Origin of the sequence: Rhizobium sp. H4, from assembly GCF_003013335.1 — a bacterium.
Lineage (GTDB): Bacteria > Pseudomonadota > Alphaproteobacteria > Rhizobiales > Rhizobiaceae > Rhizobium > Rhizobium sophoriradicis.
This window is the reverse complement of sequence record NZ_PSOW01000011.1, coordinates 122817-138173: the sequence shown is the minus strand read 5'-3', so window position 1 is coordinate 138173 and position 15357 is coordinate 122817. Positions and strand designations below refer to the sequence as shown.

At 62.9% G+C, this 15357-nt stretch carries 16 protein-coding genes and 2 pseudogenes; 15 read left to right on the top strand and 3 right to left on the bottom strand.

Annotation, left to right across the window (positions count from 1 at the left end):
• Positions 1–113: 113 nt before the first annotated feature.
• On the bottom strand, positions 114–458 hold the full coding sequence (locus C4N04_RS31885) for a hypothetical protein (RefSeq protein ID WP_199852485.1): 345 nt from the start codon (positions 456–458) through the stop codon (positions 114–116).
• 70 nt (positions 459–528) lie between these two features.
• On the opposite strand from C4N04_RS31885, the gene C4N04_RS18470 reads away from it, so the two are divergent.
• From C4N04_RS18470 to dhaK, 13 genes are all read left to right on the top strand, one after another.
• Entirely contained in the window at positions 529–1854 is a 1326-nt protein-coding gene (locus C4N04_RS18470; protein ID WP_077989350.1) for an ABC transporter substrate-binding protein, read from the top strand.
• A 118-nt stretch (positions 1855–1972) separates the two neighbouring features.
• Positions 1973–2941, top strand: a complete 969-nt coding sequence (locus C4N04_RS18465) for a sugar ABC transporter permease (protein WP_086156243.1) — start codon at positions 1973–1975, stop codon at positions 2939–2941.
• Positions 2938–3891: a carbohydrate ABC transporter permease gene (locus C4N04_RS18460; protein WP_077989352.1), complete on the top strand. Its 954-nt coding sequence runs from the start codon at positions 2938–2940 to the stop codon at positions 3889–3891. Before C4N04_RS18465 ends, C4N04_RS18460 begins: the two co-directional genes overlap by 4 nt.
• Positions 3888–4106: a hypothetical protein gene (locus C4N04_RS18455; protein WP_064682447.1), complete on the top strand. Its 219-nt coding sequence runs from the start codon at positions 3888–3890 to the stop codon at positions 4104–4106. The genes C4N04_RS18460 and C4N04_RS18455 overlap by 4 nt, the downstream gene beginning before the upstream one ends.
• A 3-nt stretch (positions 4107–4109) precedes the next feature.
• Positions 4110–5207 (top strand): ABC transporter ATP-binding protein, encoded by a 1098-nt coding sequence (locus C4N04_RS18450; RefSeq protein WP_106796690.1) that lies wholly within the window; start codon positions 4110–4112, stop codon positions 5205–5207.
• On the top strand, positions 5200–6207 hold the full coding sequence (locus tag C4N04_RS18445; RefSeq protein WP_077989354.1) for an ABC transporter ATP-binding protein: 1008 nt from the start codon (positions 5200–5202) through the stop codon (positions 6205–6207). Before C4N04_RS18450 ends, C4N04_RS18445 begins: the two co-directional genes overlap by 8 nt.
• Before the next feature lie 54 nt (positions 6208–6261).
• Entirely contained in the window at positions 6262–7902 is a 1641-nt protein-coding gene (locus tag C4N04_RS18440) for a dihydroxyacetone kinase subunit DhaK (protein ID WP_106796689.1), read from the top strand.
• Between the two features lie 47 nt (positions 7903–7949).
• On the top strand, positions 7950–8570 hold the full coding sequence (dhaL, locus tag C4N04_RS18435) for a dihydroxyacetone kinase subunit DhaL (RefSeq protein ID WP_077989356.1): 621 nt from the start codon (positions 7950–7952) through the stop codon (positions 8568–8570).
• Complete coding sequence (gene dhaM, locus C4N04_RS18430; RefSeq protein ID WP_009983349.1) at positions 8567–8965, top strand: dihydroxyacetone kinase phosphoryl donor subunit DhaM; 399 nt, start codon at positions 8567–8569, stop codon at positions 8963–8965. Before dhaL ends, dhaM begins: the two co-directional genes overlap by 4 nt.
• A complete protein-coding gene (locus C4N04_RS18425; protein WP_077989357.1) occupies positions 8965–9321 on the top strand; it encodes an HPr family phosphocarrier protein in 357 nt (118 codons plus the stop codon). Before dhaM ends, C4N04_RS18425 begins: the two co-directional genes overlap by 1 nt.
• Complete coding sequence (locus C4N04_RS18420) at positions 9305–10882, top strand: putative PEP-binding protein (protein WP_106796688.1); 1578 nt, start codon at positions 9305–9307, stop codon at positions 10880–10882. The genes C4N04_RS18425 and C4N04_RS18420 overlap by 17 nt, the downstream gene beginning before the upstream one ends.
• Before the next feature lies 1 nt (position 10883).
• Positions 10884–11297, top strand: coding sequence for a hypothetical protein (locus tag C4N04_RS18415; RefSeq protein WP_077989359.1), 414 nt, complete (start codon positions 10884–10886; stop codon positions 11295–11297).
• 44 nt (positions 11298–11341) lie between these two features.
• Positions 11342–12334 (top strand): dihydroxyacetone kinase subunit DhaK, encoded by a 993-nt coding sequence (dhaK, locus tag C4N04_RS18410; RefSeq protein ID WP_009983281.1) that lies wholly within the window; start codon positions 11342–11344, stop codon positions 12332–12334.
• 10 nt (positions 12335–12344) lie between these two features.
• Here dhaK and C4N04_RS18405 read toward each other — a convergent pair.
• Both C4N04_RS18405 and C4N04_RS18400 read right to left on the bottom strand, forming a co-directional pair.
• Positions 12345–13074, bottom strand: a pseudogene (locus C4N04_RS18405) (alpha/beta hydrolase-fold protein).
• Positions 13071–14030: an acetylxylan esterase gene (locus tag C4N04_RS18400; protein ID WP_106796687.1), complete on the bottom strand. Its 960-nt coding sequence runs from the start codon at positions 14028–14030 to the stop codon at positions 13071–13073. Before C4N04_RS18400 ends, C4N04_RS18405 begins: the two are co-directional and overlap by 4 nt.
• A gap of 386 nt (positions 14031–14416) precedes the next feature.
• Here C4N04_RS18400 and C4N04_RS18395 point away from each other — a divergent pair, with 386 nt between their 5' ends.
• Both C4N04_RS18395 and C4N04_RS18390 read left to right on the top strand, forming a co-directional pair.
• Complete coding sequence (locus tag C4N04_RS18395) at positions 14417–14911, top strand: MarR family transcriptional regulator (protein WP_038689573.1); 495 nt, start codon at positions 14417–14419, stop codon at positions 14909–14911.
• Positions 14912–14938: 27 nt separating this feature from the next.
• A pseudogene (locus C4N04_RS18390) lies at positions 14939–15354 on the top strand (NUDIX domain-containing protein).
• Positions 15355–15357: the final 3 nt, after the last annotated feature.

Below are 15357 nucleotides of genomic sequence, written 5' to 3'. Positions count from 1 at the left end.
GATCTCACAATGCGAATTGTCGGCGCGGCGGGAAACTGGAAGGAGCCGATCGGAGGATCTGCCGCGGGAAGCGCGCGAACGACGCCGCGCGTTGGCTGAATACGCCCGTTGCATCAGGCCGGAAAGGCTAAATCTTGCAGTGGGACAGAATATTCCCGATACGGCCGGCAGTCGGCCCAAAGAAAAAGCCCCGCCGAAGCGAGGCCAAGTTTGAACCCTCCCGGGAAAACAGGAGCGGCGTCGACTCCATATCCTGCGGCCCATATCGCCGCGAGGCCAGATTTCGTCCCATTGGTACGCCTGCCGCAGAAATTTCCCGGATTTTCGGAAATAGAGGGCCGGACCCGCTGCCGCCGACCGACGCGGCGCGTGCGCTGCAGCGACGATTGTGCCTTGCAATGTTTATAAAAATGCGTATCACTAAACATATTGCTAAACATGATGATTGAGGAGTTCATGTGAGCATTCTCTAAAACGGGTGAACATGCGACGCCGGCGGGGAGCCGGCATTGGTTCTGGGAGGAACTTATGCAGAAAACATCGAAAGCCCTTCTTGGGCTGTCCGCGGCATTCGTCATGTCGTCGGCATTGCCCAATCTCGCCAAAGCCGATGAACTGACGCTGTGCTGGGCCGCCTGGGACCCCGCCAATGCGCTGGTCGAGCTGTCGAAGGACTTCACCGCCAAGACTGGCACGCAGATGAAGTTCGAATTCGTTCCCTGGACGAGTTATGCCGACCGCTTCCTCAACGAGCTGAATTCCCATGGCAAGCTCTGCGACCTCATTATTGGCGACAGCCAGTGGATCGGCGGCTCGGCCGAGAACGGCCACTACGTCAAGCTCAACGACTTCTTCGGCAAGGAAGGCATCAAGATGGATGACTTCGTGCCGGCGACGGTCGTCGGCTACTCGGAATGGCCGAAGAACACGCCGAACTACTGGGCGCTGCCCGCCATGGGCGATGTCGTCGGCTGGACCTACCGCAAGGACTGGTTCGAGAAGCCGGAACTGCAGAAGGAATTCAAAGCGAAATACGGCCACGATCTCGCAGCCCCGAAGACCTACGACGAACTGAAGCAGATCGCCGAGTTCTTCCAGAAGCGCGAGATCGACGGCAAGACCGTCTACGGCGCCTCGATCTATACCGAGCGCGGTTCCGAAGGCATCACCATGGGCGTAACCAACGTGCTTTACGACTGGGGCTTCCAGTACGACAACCCGAAGAAGCCTTACGATATGGAGGGCTTCGTCAACTCGGCCGACGCGGTCAAGGGTCTCGAATTCTACAAGTCGCTCTATGATTGCTGCACTCCGCCCGGCAGCTCCAACGTCTATATGGTCGAATCCGCCGACGCCTTCAAATCCGGCCAAGTCGCGATGCAGATGAACTTCGCCTTCACCTGGCCCGGCCTCTACAAGGACGAGAAGGTCGGCGGCGACAGGATCGGCTTCTTCCCCAATCCTGCTGAAAAGGCGCATTTCGCCCAGCTCGGCGGCCAGGGCATTTCTGTGGTGTCCTACTCCGACAAGCGCGACGCCGCCCTGCAATACATCAAGTGGTTCGCACAGCCCGAAGTGCAGGCCAAATGGTGGGAGCTCGGCGGGTTCTCCTGCCTGAACTCCGTCGTCAACGCGCCGGATTTTACCAAGAGCCAGCCCTATGCCCAGGCCTTCCTGGACTCGATGGCGATCGTCAAGGACTTCTGGGCCGAGCCGAGCTACGCCTCGCTGCTACAAGCCATGCAGAAGCGCGTCCATAACTACGTGGTCGCCGGCAACGGCACCGCCAAGGAAGCGCTCGACGGCCTGGTGAAGGACTGGAGCGACGTCTTCAAGGACGACGGCAAGATCTAGTGCCGGACGACGCGACAGTCGGCATCCTTCTGCGCGCCATCCTGACTAGGATGGCGCCCGGATCGGCAGACGAGCCGGGCCGCCAGATCTTCCGTATCCCTATAGACCGGGTGAAAAATTGACCATTTCCCATTCCTCCATTGTCGAGAAGGCGGCCGATGCGACAGCAAGGGCAACGCCGGTCTCGGTCGCCAGGCGCGTTCGCGGCCTCTCCGACAGGGCGATCGCCTGGCTGTTCATTGCGCCGGCCATCACCTTGCTGTTGGCGATCAATATCTTCCCGCTGCTTTGGGCGGTCTATCTCTCCTTCACCAATTACCGCGCCAACCGGCCCAATGCGCCGGTCCAGGGCGTCGGCCTTGGAAACTACGAACGCGTTCTCAACGATCCCGATATCTGGCAGGCGATGCAGACCACTGCGCATTTCGTCTTCTGGACGATCGTGCTGCAGACGGTGATCGGCTTTACACTCGCATATCTCATCGACCGCAAGTTCCGCGGCCATGCCTTCTGGACGACGATCATCCTGATCCCGATGATGCTGTCGCCCGCCGTGGTCGGCAATTTCTGGCGCTTTCTCTACGAGCCGCAGATCGGGCTCTTCGCCTATGCCGTCTCGCTGGTATCAGGCGTTCCGACCTCAGATATCCAGATGCTCGGCAACGTCACACTGGCGCCCTGGGCAATCATCATCGTCGATACCTGGATGTGGACGCCCTATGTGATGCTGATCTGCCTCGCCGGCCTGCGCTCGATCCCCGACTATATCTACGAGGCGGCAGAGGTCGACCGTGCCTCGCCATGGCGCCAATTCTGGTCGATCACGGTGCCGATGGCCCTGCCCTTCATCATGCTCGCCGTGCTCTTCCGCGGCATCGAGAATTTCAAGATGTTCGACATGGTGACGCTGCTCACCGGCGGCGGGCCGGGTTCGGTCACCGAGGTAGCCTCGATCACGCTGAAGCGCGCCGCCTTTGAAAGCTGGGCGACCGGCCGGGCTTCGGCCTTCGCCATCGTCCTCTTCGTCGCGGTGTTCGGCCTCGCCAACATCTATGTCAAGGCATTGAACAAGGTGAAGCAACGATGAGCGCCGCCAACTCCGCCCATTCGGTCGTCGTACCGAGCCTGTCCAGCAAACGCATCGCCGGGACGATCGTCGTGCTCTACGCGCTGATCACCCTCATCCCGCTCGTCTGGATCTTCCTGACCAGCATCAAGTCGCCGCCGGATTCGATCAGCTATCCTCCGAAGATCGTCTTCACGCCGTCTCTCGAAGGCTATTGCAACCTGTTCACGACGCGCACCCGGCAGACCCCTGACTATATCGCTTCGCTGCCGGCTCCGGTCGGCGCCTGTGATGAGGTGACGCGCAAGCGCAACATGGTTATCGCCGGTCCGTCGAATTTCTTGCCGCGCTTCGTCAATTCGCTGGTGATCGCCTTCGGCTCCACCTTCCTCGCAGTCTTCCTCGGCACGCTCGCCGCCTATGGCTTCTCCCGCTTCAAGATCCCGCTCGCCGACGACCTGCTGTTCTTCATCCTGTCGACGCGAATGATGCCGCCGATCGCCGTCGCCATCCCGGTCTACCTGATGTACCGCGAGCTCGGCCTGTCGGACACGGCCCTGGGCATGATCCTGCTCTACACTGCCGTCAACGTCTCGCTCGCCGTCTGGCTGCTCAAAGGCTTCATCGACGAGATCCCGCGCGAATACGAGGAAGCGGCCATGATCGACGGCTATACCAGGCTGCAGGCCTTCCGCAAGGTCGTGCTGCCGCAGGCAACCACCGGCATCGCAGCGACCGCGATCTTCTGCCTCATCTTTGCCTGGAACGAATATGCCTTCGCCGCCCTGCTGACCTCGGGCGAGGCCCAGACCGCACCGCCCTTCATCCCGACGATCATCGGCGAAGGCGGGCAGGACTGGCCGGCCGTTGCCGCCGGCACGACGATCTTCCTGATCCCGATCCTCGTCTTCACCATTTTATTGCGCAGGCAGCTGCTGCGCGGCATCACCTTCGGAGCCGTCCGCAAATGAGCCACCTGATCGAAACACGCACCCGCACCCCTGCCCGCCCGAAACGGTCATTCTTTCTGCGCCGCCGCCCGATGGAAAACATCGCAACCGTGCTGATCGGGCTCGGTTTCCTGATGCTGTTCCAGCCCTTCCTGCTGGTGCTCTACACCTATTCGCTGGTGACCCTGCTCTTGGGTACCGTGATGTTCATCATCGTTTCGAAGTTCCCGGAGTGAACCATGGCGGACATCCGTATTGAAAATCTCCGCAAGGAATTCGGCAGCTTCGTCGCCGTTCAGGATTCGAGCTTCACCGTCCATGACGGCGAGTTCCTGGCGCTGCTCGGGCCTTCCGGCTGCGGCAAGACGACGACGCTTCGTATGATCGCGGGGCTCGAACTGCCGACAAGCGGCAGGATCTATCTCGATGGCGAGGACGTCACCTTCAACCGCGCCAGCGCCCGCGACATCGCCTTCGTCTTCCAGCTCTTTGCGCTCTACCCGCATATGAACGTGCGCAAAAATATCGGCTTCCCGCTGCTGTCGCAGGGCATGCCCAAAGCCGAGATCCGTCAGCGAGTCGAAGAGACGGCCCGCCTGCTGCAGATCGACCATATCCTCGATCGTTCGGTCTCAGGGCTTGCCGGCGGCGATCGGCAGCGCGTAGCGCTCGGCCGCGCTATCGTCCGCCGGCCGAAATGCTTCCTGATGGATGAGCCGCTCGGCACGCTTGACGCCGAGTTCCGGGAGATCATGGTTCACGAGCTGCGCGAACTGCACAACCGCATCCACGCCACCACCGTCTACGTCACACACGACCAGCACGAGGCAATGGCGATGGCCGATAAGATCGCCGTGATGAACCATGGCGTCATCGAGCAGTTCAGCACGCCGCAGGAAATCTACGCCAAGCCGGCTACGATGTATGTCGCCGATTTCATCGGTTCGCCGCCGATGAACTTCATGCGCTTCATCTCGGGCCTGAAAAGCGGTGACCGCTCCATCCTGCTCGACGGCGTCGATGTCGCCGTTCCGGAGATCCATCAGGACATGGCCCAAAGCGAGCTGGCGCTCGGCGTGCGGCCGGAGCATATCCGCTTCAGCGACGCCTCGCGGCTGCGCGGCGCCGTCTACGGCAGCGAATATCTCGGCACCAACCAGGTCGTGGCCGTGGAAACCCAGGGCGGCCTGATCAAGGCCCGCGTTCCCGCCAATCGCAGCTTCCGGATCGGCGAGACAGTCGGCCTTGAATTCAACCCGGCAAAACTCGCGCTCTTCGACTGCACGTCGGGCCGCGCGGTACCCTCCCAGCTCTATCAGGAGACCCGGAATGGCTGATGTCGTCCTCAGAAACCTCAATAAGCACTTCGGCGATACCCAGGCTCTGTCCGATCTCGATCTGTCGATCCGCGACGGCGAATTCGTCGTGCTGCTCGGTCCCACCGGCGCCGGCAAGACGACGACCCTGCGGTTGATCGCCGGCCTCGAAAAGCCAGATGGCGGCCGCATCGAGATCGGCGGCCGCAACGTCGCGGCCGAAGCGCCCGCCGAACGGGATGTCGCCTTCGTCTTCCAGCAATATTCGCTCTATCCGCACATGACGGTTTACGAGAACCTCGCCTTCCCGCTGAAGGCGCCGGTCCGCAAGCTGAGCGCGGAGGAGATCGACCGGCGCGTGCGAGAGGTCGCGCGCATGGTCAGGATCGACCACAAGCTGGAGAACCGCTCGACCAGGCTTTCCGGCGGCGAGATGCAGCGTGTCGCTATCGGCCGCGCGCTGGTGCGCCGGCCGGCGATCTATCTGATGGACGAGCCGCTCTCCTCGCTCGACGCCAAGCTGCGCGCCGAACTGCGCCTGGAGCTGAAGCGCATCCAGAAGGAGCTGGGCTCGACACTGCTCTATGTGACCCACGACCAGGTGGAAGCCATGACGATGGCTGACCGCATCGGCATCCTCGCCGAGGGCCAGCTGATGCAAGTGGGAACGCCGCGCGAGATCTACGGCAATCCCGCCAACCTGCATGTCGCCGCCCGCCTCGGCCAACCGCATATCAACTTTCTGCCGGCGGACCTGCTTCCGGGCGGCAAGCCGCCGGCCGGCACGAAGACGGTCGGCGCCCGTACCGAGCATCTCGACATCACCGTCGGCAAGGAAGCCAATGCCGAGATCGACTGGATCGAACATCTCGGCGACCAGAACCATCTGCATATCAGGGCGGGCGATCACAAGCTCGTTACACTTGCTGATCCATATCTGGCGATCGCGCCGGGCGACCGGATCAGTCTGGCGTTGCGCGATCCCCTTTATTTCGATGCGGCTGGACAGCGCCTGTCCTGACCGGCAAACAGACGTGACGATGGCATGAAGAAACAAACAGACGGGTCTCAATCGATGAAACACTTCTTCAACCGCAGGGAAAACATCGTCACCGAAGCTCTGGATGGTCTGCTTCTGACGAGCAGCAACGATCGTCTCGCCCGCCTCGACAGCTTCCCCGATATCAAGGTCATCCTGCGCGCGGATTGGGACAAGTCGAAGGTGGCGATCATCTCGGGCGGCGGCGCAGGCCATGAGCCCTCCCATGCCGGCTTCGTCGGCAAGGGCATGCTGACGGCGGCCGTCTCCGGCGAAATCTTCGCTTCGCCGAGCGTCGATGCGGTGCTGACGGCGATCCGCGCCGTCACTGGACCAAAAGGCGCCCTGCTGATCGTCAAGAACTATACCGGCGACCGCCTGAATTTCGGCCTTGCCGCCGAAAAGGCGCGCGCCGAGGGCTTCGATGTCGAGATGGTCATCGTTGCCGACGATATCGCCATTCCCGGTATCAACCAGCCGCGTGGCGTCGCCGGCACGCTGTTCGTTCATAAGATATCGGGCTACCACGCCGAAAGGGGCGACGACCTGAAGACGGTCGCGGCCCATGCCGCTGCTGCTGCCGGCGACATCGTGTCGCTCGGCATGTCTCTCTCCACCTGCAGCGTGCCTGGCCAGGCGCATGAGGACCGCCTCGGCGAGAACGAAGGCGAACTCGGCCTCGGCATCCACGGTGAGCCTGGCGTCGAGCGCATCACGCTGCAGCCGGTCGCAGATATCGTCGCCACCATGGTGGCGCGCCTGTCGCCTGCGCTGCGCGAGGGGGAAAGCCATGCCCTCCTCATCAACAATCTCGGCGCGGTGCCGCCGCTCGAAATGGCTGTGATTGCCAATGCCGTGCTGTCCTCGCCGCTTGGCCGCCGCGTCCGGCTGATCATCGGCCCGGGGCCGATGATGACCGCGCTCAACATGAAGGGTTTCTCGCTGTCGCTGATTCGGCTGGATGACGCTCGCGATGCGGCGCTGATGGCGGCGGTCGAGCCGCATGCCTGGATGCCGGCGGTCGAACGCCACGAGATCCGGATCATCGCCGCACCGAGGACGGCTGCCGGCTTGAACGGCGCGGCTGCGGCCGGGGAGAACGCCCGCAACCGCCGCCTGATCACGGCGCTCTGCGAGCATCTTATCTCTCGGGAAAGCGAACTCAACCGGCTGGACGGCCGCGTCGGCGACGGTGACACCGGCTCGACGGTGGCGTCAGGCGCCCGCAGCGTGCTTGCTCGCCTCGACACGCTGCCGCTCGACCGGCCGGCGGCAACACTTGCCTCGCTCGGCGATATCCTCGGCGCCAGCATGGGCGGATCGAGCGGCGTGCTGCTGTCGATCTTCTTCACCGCTGCCGCGAAGGCCATGGCCGACAGAGCCGATTTATCGGCAGCCCTCCTTGCCGGGCTGGACAGGATGACATTCTATGGCGGAGCCGCAGTCGGCGACCGGACGATGGTCGATGCGCTGTCGCCTGCCCTGCAGGCGCTCGCCTCCGGCGATCTCGCCGCGGCGGCCAGAGCTGCGGCAGCGGGTGCGGAATCGACCAAGGCGATGACGAAGGCCGGCGCCGGACGCGCCTCCTATGTCGGCGAAAGAGATCTACTTGGCGTTGCCGATCCCGGTGCCGTCGCGGTTGCCGGCGCATTCGGCGTGGTGGCAAGCCTCGCCTGACCGGAGTAAGGTTTGAGAGCCGCGCGGGAGATGCGACGACAGGGAGGATGACAGTGCAGGCGGAACCGATGCTTGTTGCGGGATTGATCGAGGTGTGCCGCGCGACGATCGCGGAAAACACCGATCACCTTTGCGCGCTCGATCGTGCCATCGGCGATGGCGATCACGGAACCAACATGCGGCGCGGCTGCGAGGCGGTGAGCGCCGAAGGCGAAAGCCTGTCCAGCCTGCCCTTCGCTGACGCCGTGGAAAAGATCGGCCTGACGCTTGTCATGAGTGTCGGCGGTGCGGCCGGCCCGCTCTACGGCACGCTGCTGATGGAAATCGGCCGTGAGCTTCGCAAAAGCGAGGAAAAGGCCGATTTTTCGCTGGTGCTGAAAAAGGCGATCGATGCCGTCGCAAGGCGCGGGCGCGCGCATGCCGGCGACAAGACGCTGCTCGACGTGCTCTATCCTGTGCATGCCGAGTTGGAGGCTCGGTCTCCACTCGGTGACATTGCCCGCAAGGCCGAACGCTCCGCCAGCCGCACTGCCGACATGAAGGCAATGCGCGGCCGCGCGGCCTATCTCGGCGAACGTTCGATCGGCCATGTCGATCCCGGAGCGTCGAGCTGCGCGCTGCTAACCACGGCGATCTGCCGCTATCTCGGGGAGCATCGTCCGGAATGAATGGAAAGACCGCAAATGTGGGTATCGTGATCGTCTCCCACTCGCCGCTGGTGGCCAGGGGTATCGCCGACATGGTGCGGCAGATGGTCGGCGACTGCGTGCCGCTCTCCTGGTCCGGCGGCAATGTCGATGGCGAACTCGGCACCGATGCCGGCGGCATCCTGAGAGCGATCGAGGCCGCCTGGTCCGATGCCGGCGTTGCCGTCTTCGTCGATCTCGGCGGCGCCGAAACCAACAGCGAGATGGCGATCGAAATGCTGGGGCTTCCCCGCTCGGGCCTCGTCTCCATCTGCAACGCGCCGCTGGTCGAGGGAGCCGTCATCGCTGCCGCCGAAGCGTCGGGTGGCGCGTCCCTGGCCAAGGTCGTCGCTACAGCCGAGGAGCTGTCCCCCTGATGACCAGCGGATTGCGAATAGAAAAACAGGAGCCCGAGCCATTGCCCGAGCCATCTAAGGTGAACTGCCAGACGGAGGTGGAAGTCAAGCATGGCGTGGGGCTGCATGCCCGCCCGTCGGTCACCTTCACGCGGCTTGCCAAATCCTTCCCCTGTTCGATCGAGATCGCAGTCAACGGCAGCGATGTCTGGCTGAACGGCAAGAGCATCATCAAGATCATGGGCGCGAGAATCCGCAAAGGTTCGATCCTCAGGATCCGCGCCAACGGCATCCTCGCCGAAGAGGCGATCCGCGCGTTGAAGGAACTCATCGAGCGCAACTTCGATGAGGAAAAAAAACATGGCCGAACCGCTTAGGCTGAGAGCAAAGAGCGCATCCCCGGGCATCGCATCCGGCCCGGCCTTTCTGGCCGAGCGGTCGGGTGCTGGTCGTGCGCCCCAGACCGCCGGCGGATACGGCGCGCTGGAGAAGGCGATCGACATCTCGATCGGCGAGCTTGAGCGGCTTGCCGAGGGGGCCGACGCCGAAAGCCGCGATATCATCGATTTCCAAATCGAGGTACTGCGCGATCCCAGCATCGCCGAAGCGACCGGCGCACGCATGGAAGAGGACCAGAACGTCGTCTTTGCCTGGGTCGCCACTCTGGATGCCTATATCGCTGAACTCGAAACGGCCAACGAAGAGCAGATGCGGGCGCGTGCCGTCGATATTCTCGACATCAAGAATCGTGTGCTCGATGCGCTCTCCGGCACCCCGACCGCCGATTTCCCGCCAGGCTCCGTCTTTGTCGGCAAGGACATGGAGCCGAGCCGCTTTCTCGCCCATGACTGGTCGAAAGGCGGTGGCATCGCGCTCTTCTCTGGCAGCATCGCCGGTCATGTCGCTATGCTCGCGCGGGCGAAGTCCGTGCCGATGGTGGTCGGCACGGGCCGCTTTTCCGCCGTGGACGGAGATCCGGTGAGGGTGGACGGCGACGCCGGTGCGGTCTTCCTCAAGGCGGGCGGCATGCTGATCCCATCGCCGGTGCCTGCACGAACTCCCCCCGCCGACAGGCAAACCGAAAGCGGCGAGCTACGCACGGCGGACGGCGTGCCGATCCTCATCTCCATCAACATCAACGATCCCGCCGAGATCGGCGCGCTGGATCCGGCAACGGCAGGCGTCGGCCTTATGCGCTCGGAATTTTCGGTCACCTCGATCGCCGATGTTGCCAACGAGGAACGGCAGCTGGCGATCTATCGCCGCGTGCTGGAACAGGCGGACGACAGGCCAGTGAGCATTAGAATGCTTGACATTGGCGCTGACAAGCCGCTCCCCGGCCTTGAAGATCTGCCTGCCGTGGCCTCGGGTCTGCGCGGCATCCGGCTGCTGCTTGCCTGGCCTGAAATCGCCCGCGTCCAGGCCCGCGCCCTGCTACGCGCCGCTGTCTTCGGCAGGCTTTCGGTGATGCTGCCGATGGTGACTTTGCCCGACGAGATCGACAGGATGCGCGAGCTGTTTCGCGAAGAAGCCGAAAAGCTCGGCCGCCGTGGCCTGCTTCACCGAATGCCGCCGATCGGAATGATGGTGGAGGTGCCGGCAGCCGCGTTGATGCTCGACACCTTTGGGTCGGCTTCATTCTTTTCTTTCGGGACCAATGATCTCACGCAATATCTTGCCGCCTCCGCCCGTGACGACATCGATGCCGATGCCGCCACGGCAGCCCCCGCCGTGCTCCGGCTGATTGCCCAGGCGGTGAAGCTCGCCGCCGGCAAGCCGGTCAGCATTTGCGGCGACATGGCCGGCGACCCCGGCTATCTGCCGGGACTGCTCGCCGCCGGCCTCAGGCATTTTTCCGTGGCGCCGGCCCGGCGTCCCGCGATAAGATCGGCGATCATCGGGCTCAACGCCGATGGCACAAGGGCAGCCGGAGAGTAGGATGGCGCGCGAAGACACCGAAGACGCCATTATTGCCTACAAGTCCATTCTGGCGCAGATCATCGACAACAGGCCTTCGGGCACGCGCCAGCGCCTGGCAACGGCACTTGGAAAACACCGAAGCTTCGTCACCCAGATCACCAGCCCGACCTATGCGACGCCGCTGCCGGCGCGCCATCTCGCGACGATCGTCCGCGTCTGCCATTTCAGCGCCACTGAGGAGGAACGCTTCCTCGAAGCCTATCAGGCCGCCCATCCTGGCAAGCTGCCGGATCTCGGCCACTCCGAGAAATTGCGGCACCTGTCGCTGATGGTGCCGGATTTCGGCGACGACAGGAAAAACCGCCTGCTGGAAGAGGCGATCTCCGATCTGGTGCAGAAGATCGTCGCGATATCGGTGCGGAATGACGAGTGACATGCTTGACGTAACGTAATGCCCTTGGCCTTGGGAGGGGCTTGATGAAGAAGTTCATGAACACTGCGGAAACCATGGTCGCCGAAAGCGTCGAAGGCTTCGTGCGCGCCCATGAGACTTTCGTGATGTTCGGGCCGGAGCGCAGATTCATCCGCCGCCGCCATCTTACATCGGGCAAGGTGGCGCTCATATCAGGTGGCGGCGCCGGCCATGAACCGATGCATATCGGCTTCGTCGGCCACGGAATGCTGGACGCCGCCTGTGTCGGCCACATTTTTACCTCGCCGACGCCGGGCCAGATCATTGCCGCCATCGAAGCAGCCGATACCGGCGCCGGCTGCCTGCTCGTGGTCAAGAATTACGACGGCGATCTGATGAATTTCGAAATGGCGATCGAGATGGCTGGCGAGCGCCACCGCCTCGACATGGTCATCGTCAGTGATGATATCGAAACGTCGAGAACAGGCGAAAGCCGAGGCCGTCGGGGCGTCGCCGGAACGCTGATCGTCGAAAAGATCCTGGGTGCTGCGGCCGAACGCGGCATGTCGCTTGACGAGCTGAAGCAGCTCGGCGAAGGGTTGAACACACGCATCCGCTCGATGGGGGTGGCGCTGAACGGCGTGACGGTGCCGCAGACCGAGCGCACGACGTTTGCGCTCGAACCCGGCGAGATGGAAATGGGCGTCGGCATCCATGGCGAGCCCGGCCATGCCAGGCAGCCCTTCGCCACCGCCGACGCCATCGTCGGCCATCTCTGCAAGACGATCATCAGTGACATCGCCGCGGCGCCGGGCGCCCGGGCGCTGCTCTTCGTCAACGGCCTCGGCGGCACGCCGCCGGCCGAACTTTACCTCGCCTATAACGGTGCCCGCCGGTTCATCGAGGAGAGCGGCATCCCGATCGAGCGCTCGCTTGTTGGAAACTACGTCACTTCCCTCGACATGCAGGGACTGTCCGTTACTCTCGCTTTGCTGACTGACGAGGAGCGCTCGCTCTGGGACGCGCCGGTGGCAACGGCGGCTTTATATTGGCCGTGACCGACAGTATTCAGATGTAAAGTGGCGCCATCTTCCGCCAGGCGCCGGCGCGATGAGCGCGGCCGTCCCAGACATGCAGCTGATGGCGAATATTCTTCTCGCCCAGCAGCCGGCTGAGATAGCGATTGTTGGCGAGGAAGGGATCGGCATCGCCGATGGTCAGCACGATGTCGATCTCGCGCAGCCTGTCGAGCCGCCAGTCGGCGCCGAGGCCGGGCAGGAAATGTGTTGGCGTGTGGAAATAGACGCTGTCGTCGTAATAGCCGTCGAACAGGTCGCCGAAGGATTCCACCTTCATCGTCAGGTCGTAGCGCCCGGAAAAGGCGACAAGCTTGCGGAAGAGATGCGGGTGGTGGAAGACGAGGCTCGCCGCCTGGAAGGCGCCGAGGCTGCATCCATGCACAATGGTGCAGTCATGCGAATTCTTCGCCGCCATCAGCGGCAGCACCTCGTTGAGGATATAATCCTCCAGCGCCGCATGCCTGGCGGATGCTCTCGGCCGGATGCCGATGGAAGCCGTAGAGGCTGTCTGCCGCCAGGCCCTCGATGCAATAGAGCCGGAGATGGCCGGCCTGCAGCTTGTCTGCAAGGCTTGCGACCAGGCCGAGCTGCTCATATTCGAAAAAGCGCCCTTCCCGCGTCGGGAAAACCAGCACCTTGGCGCCGGCATGGCCGAACACCAGCATCTCCATGTCTCGATGCAGACGCTGACTGTACCAGCGCAGATATTCGCGGTTCATGACACCCTGAAAAACTGTCCGATCTTGTCGCGGAGAACCGCCTCTTGCTCAGCACTTCCAGGGTAGTCGAAATGCCCGGCGTCCAGGATGAAGATTTCATTAAATTTCGGTATCGAATTGGCGACAGCGAACTGGCAGGGCGGCGCGACGGCGGGATCGAAAAGCGCGACCGCCGTCAGCATCGGCACCTTGATCCGCCGCGCCGCTGTCGCCGCATCGTAGAAACGCAGCGTTTCCAGCACGTCTCCATGTTTTGCCTGATATTCCTGCACCCCTTGCGCGCTGCCGACGCTCGGCAACTTGAGGCGCAGCGGCTGGTGCCCGAAGCTCGGAAGCGCCAGATGCCCGCGGTCCATGCGGTCATCATAGGCGATCGCCATCGCCCCGACACCGCCGCCGAAGCTGATGCCGCTATAGCCGATATGCCCTGACAGCCGGGGATAGAGCGCAACGAGCGTCGAGACGGCAAGCCAGATATCCTCGACGCAGCCGCCGATGATATAGGAATCCTTCTTGTCGATATCGTGCAGCACATGCCAGGAAGGATTCTCGGAAATCGGCGGATGAGCGCTGAGCGACAGCCCGCGGCAGCAGGGAAAGATGAGCGCGGTTTCGGTGACCGGCAGGTCGAAATCCGGACGCTCGCGTCCACCGTAACCATGCCCGACGACCAGGCCGCGCCGCACCCGCCCAGCCCGCGGCAGCAGCAGCCAGCCGCCGATCCGGAACGCATCCGTGGATAGATAGACGAGGTCGAGCACGTGCCAGTCGGGATGGGTGATCTCGCTGCGGGAAAGCGCCGGCTGCGGATCGACCGTCAGCGCCTTTTGATACCGCGCCTCCCAGAATGGGTCGAACCCATCCGGCTCCTTCGGCGGCTCGACCGCAAGCAGCTCGTCGAGCTGCATGCCGTAAGTGGGATCGAAGGCGAAAGGATGTGTCGCGGGAATGCTCATCCGGACTTTGTCGCGTGAAAGCACCGGCCATGCAAGGCTAAGTGGCGGCTACTTGCCCATCCGCTCTCGCCGCAAGGCTACGCGGGCCAAAGGCCGATAGAGCAGACCGCCCCGCCTCCTTCATTCCTATGCTTGTCACGGGAATCCAGTCACGGCGCGTCCGCGCCGTGGATTGCCTCCAGACGAACTTAAAGTGAGTCCCCCGCGCCCAAGGACTGCGACGTGCTGAAAAATTCGGCTGATACGTCCGACACCGAATCTGGCCGCCGCCAGCAGCTCTGCTGTAGGCGACGCCCGGGGAATCACCTGAAATCACCCCGTCACCATTGCGATTTAATCGGATGCGATATATATAATTGCGGTAGCAACCGAGACAGGATAGACCTATGCCCACATCTGAAACCGCAAAACAGTCTCCATCGGCCTCTCCCGGGAGTGGCGGTGAGGTCCGCAAGCTTTCGACCTTCCTGTGCTTCGCGGTCTATTCGGCCAATCTCGCCTTCGGCCGCGCCTACAAGCCGATCCTGGACGCCCTCGGCCTGACCTACACCCAGTATATCGCCATGGTGGCCCTCTCCGAGGAGGACGACCAGACGGTCAGCACGCTGGGAGAAAAACTGTTCCTTGAATCCAACACGCTGACGCCCATTCTCAAGAAGCTGGAGTCGGTCGGCTTTATCACCCGCCACCGCGATCCCGCCGACGAACGGCAGGTGCGTGTCAGCCTGACGCCAGCGGGGCGCAATCTTCTGGAAACGGATCCCGGCTCCGCCCTGACCGACGCCGTCGGCCTCGGCGAGGATTTCCCCGTCGTGCAGAAATCGGTGACGCGGCTGCGCGACAACCTGCTACGGGCACAGGCGGAGCCGCAAAAATCATGATCGCGGCACATGTCGGCACCTGGTGACATGGCCGAGATCGCAGTCGGCGCATTGATTGAAAATGGCAGCGTTCTTCTCGCCAGGCGAAGTTCGGAGCGCAGGACGCGCCCGGATCGGTGGAGCCTGCCGGGTGGTCACTCGAAGAAGGCGAAGATGCCGAGACGGCCATGCGCCGGGAATTGCTGGAGGAAATTGGCGTGACGCCGCAGCACTGGCTGTCTGCCGGAGAGTTCGTTTCGGAGAGCCCGCCCGGGGCATTCGCCACCTTCCATGTCTATCACGTCGACCGATGGCAGGACTCTCCGCGACTTATCGACGATGAACACACGGCGCTCAGGTGGTTTACCGCCGCCGAGATAGAATGCGAAACCGAACTGGCGCCGCCTCAGCTTGCTGAATTGATCTTAAACCTGCTCGGACCGAAAACGAACCAAAAGGCATGATGA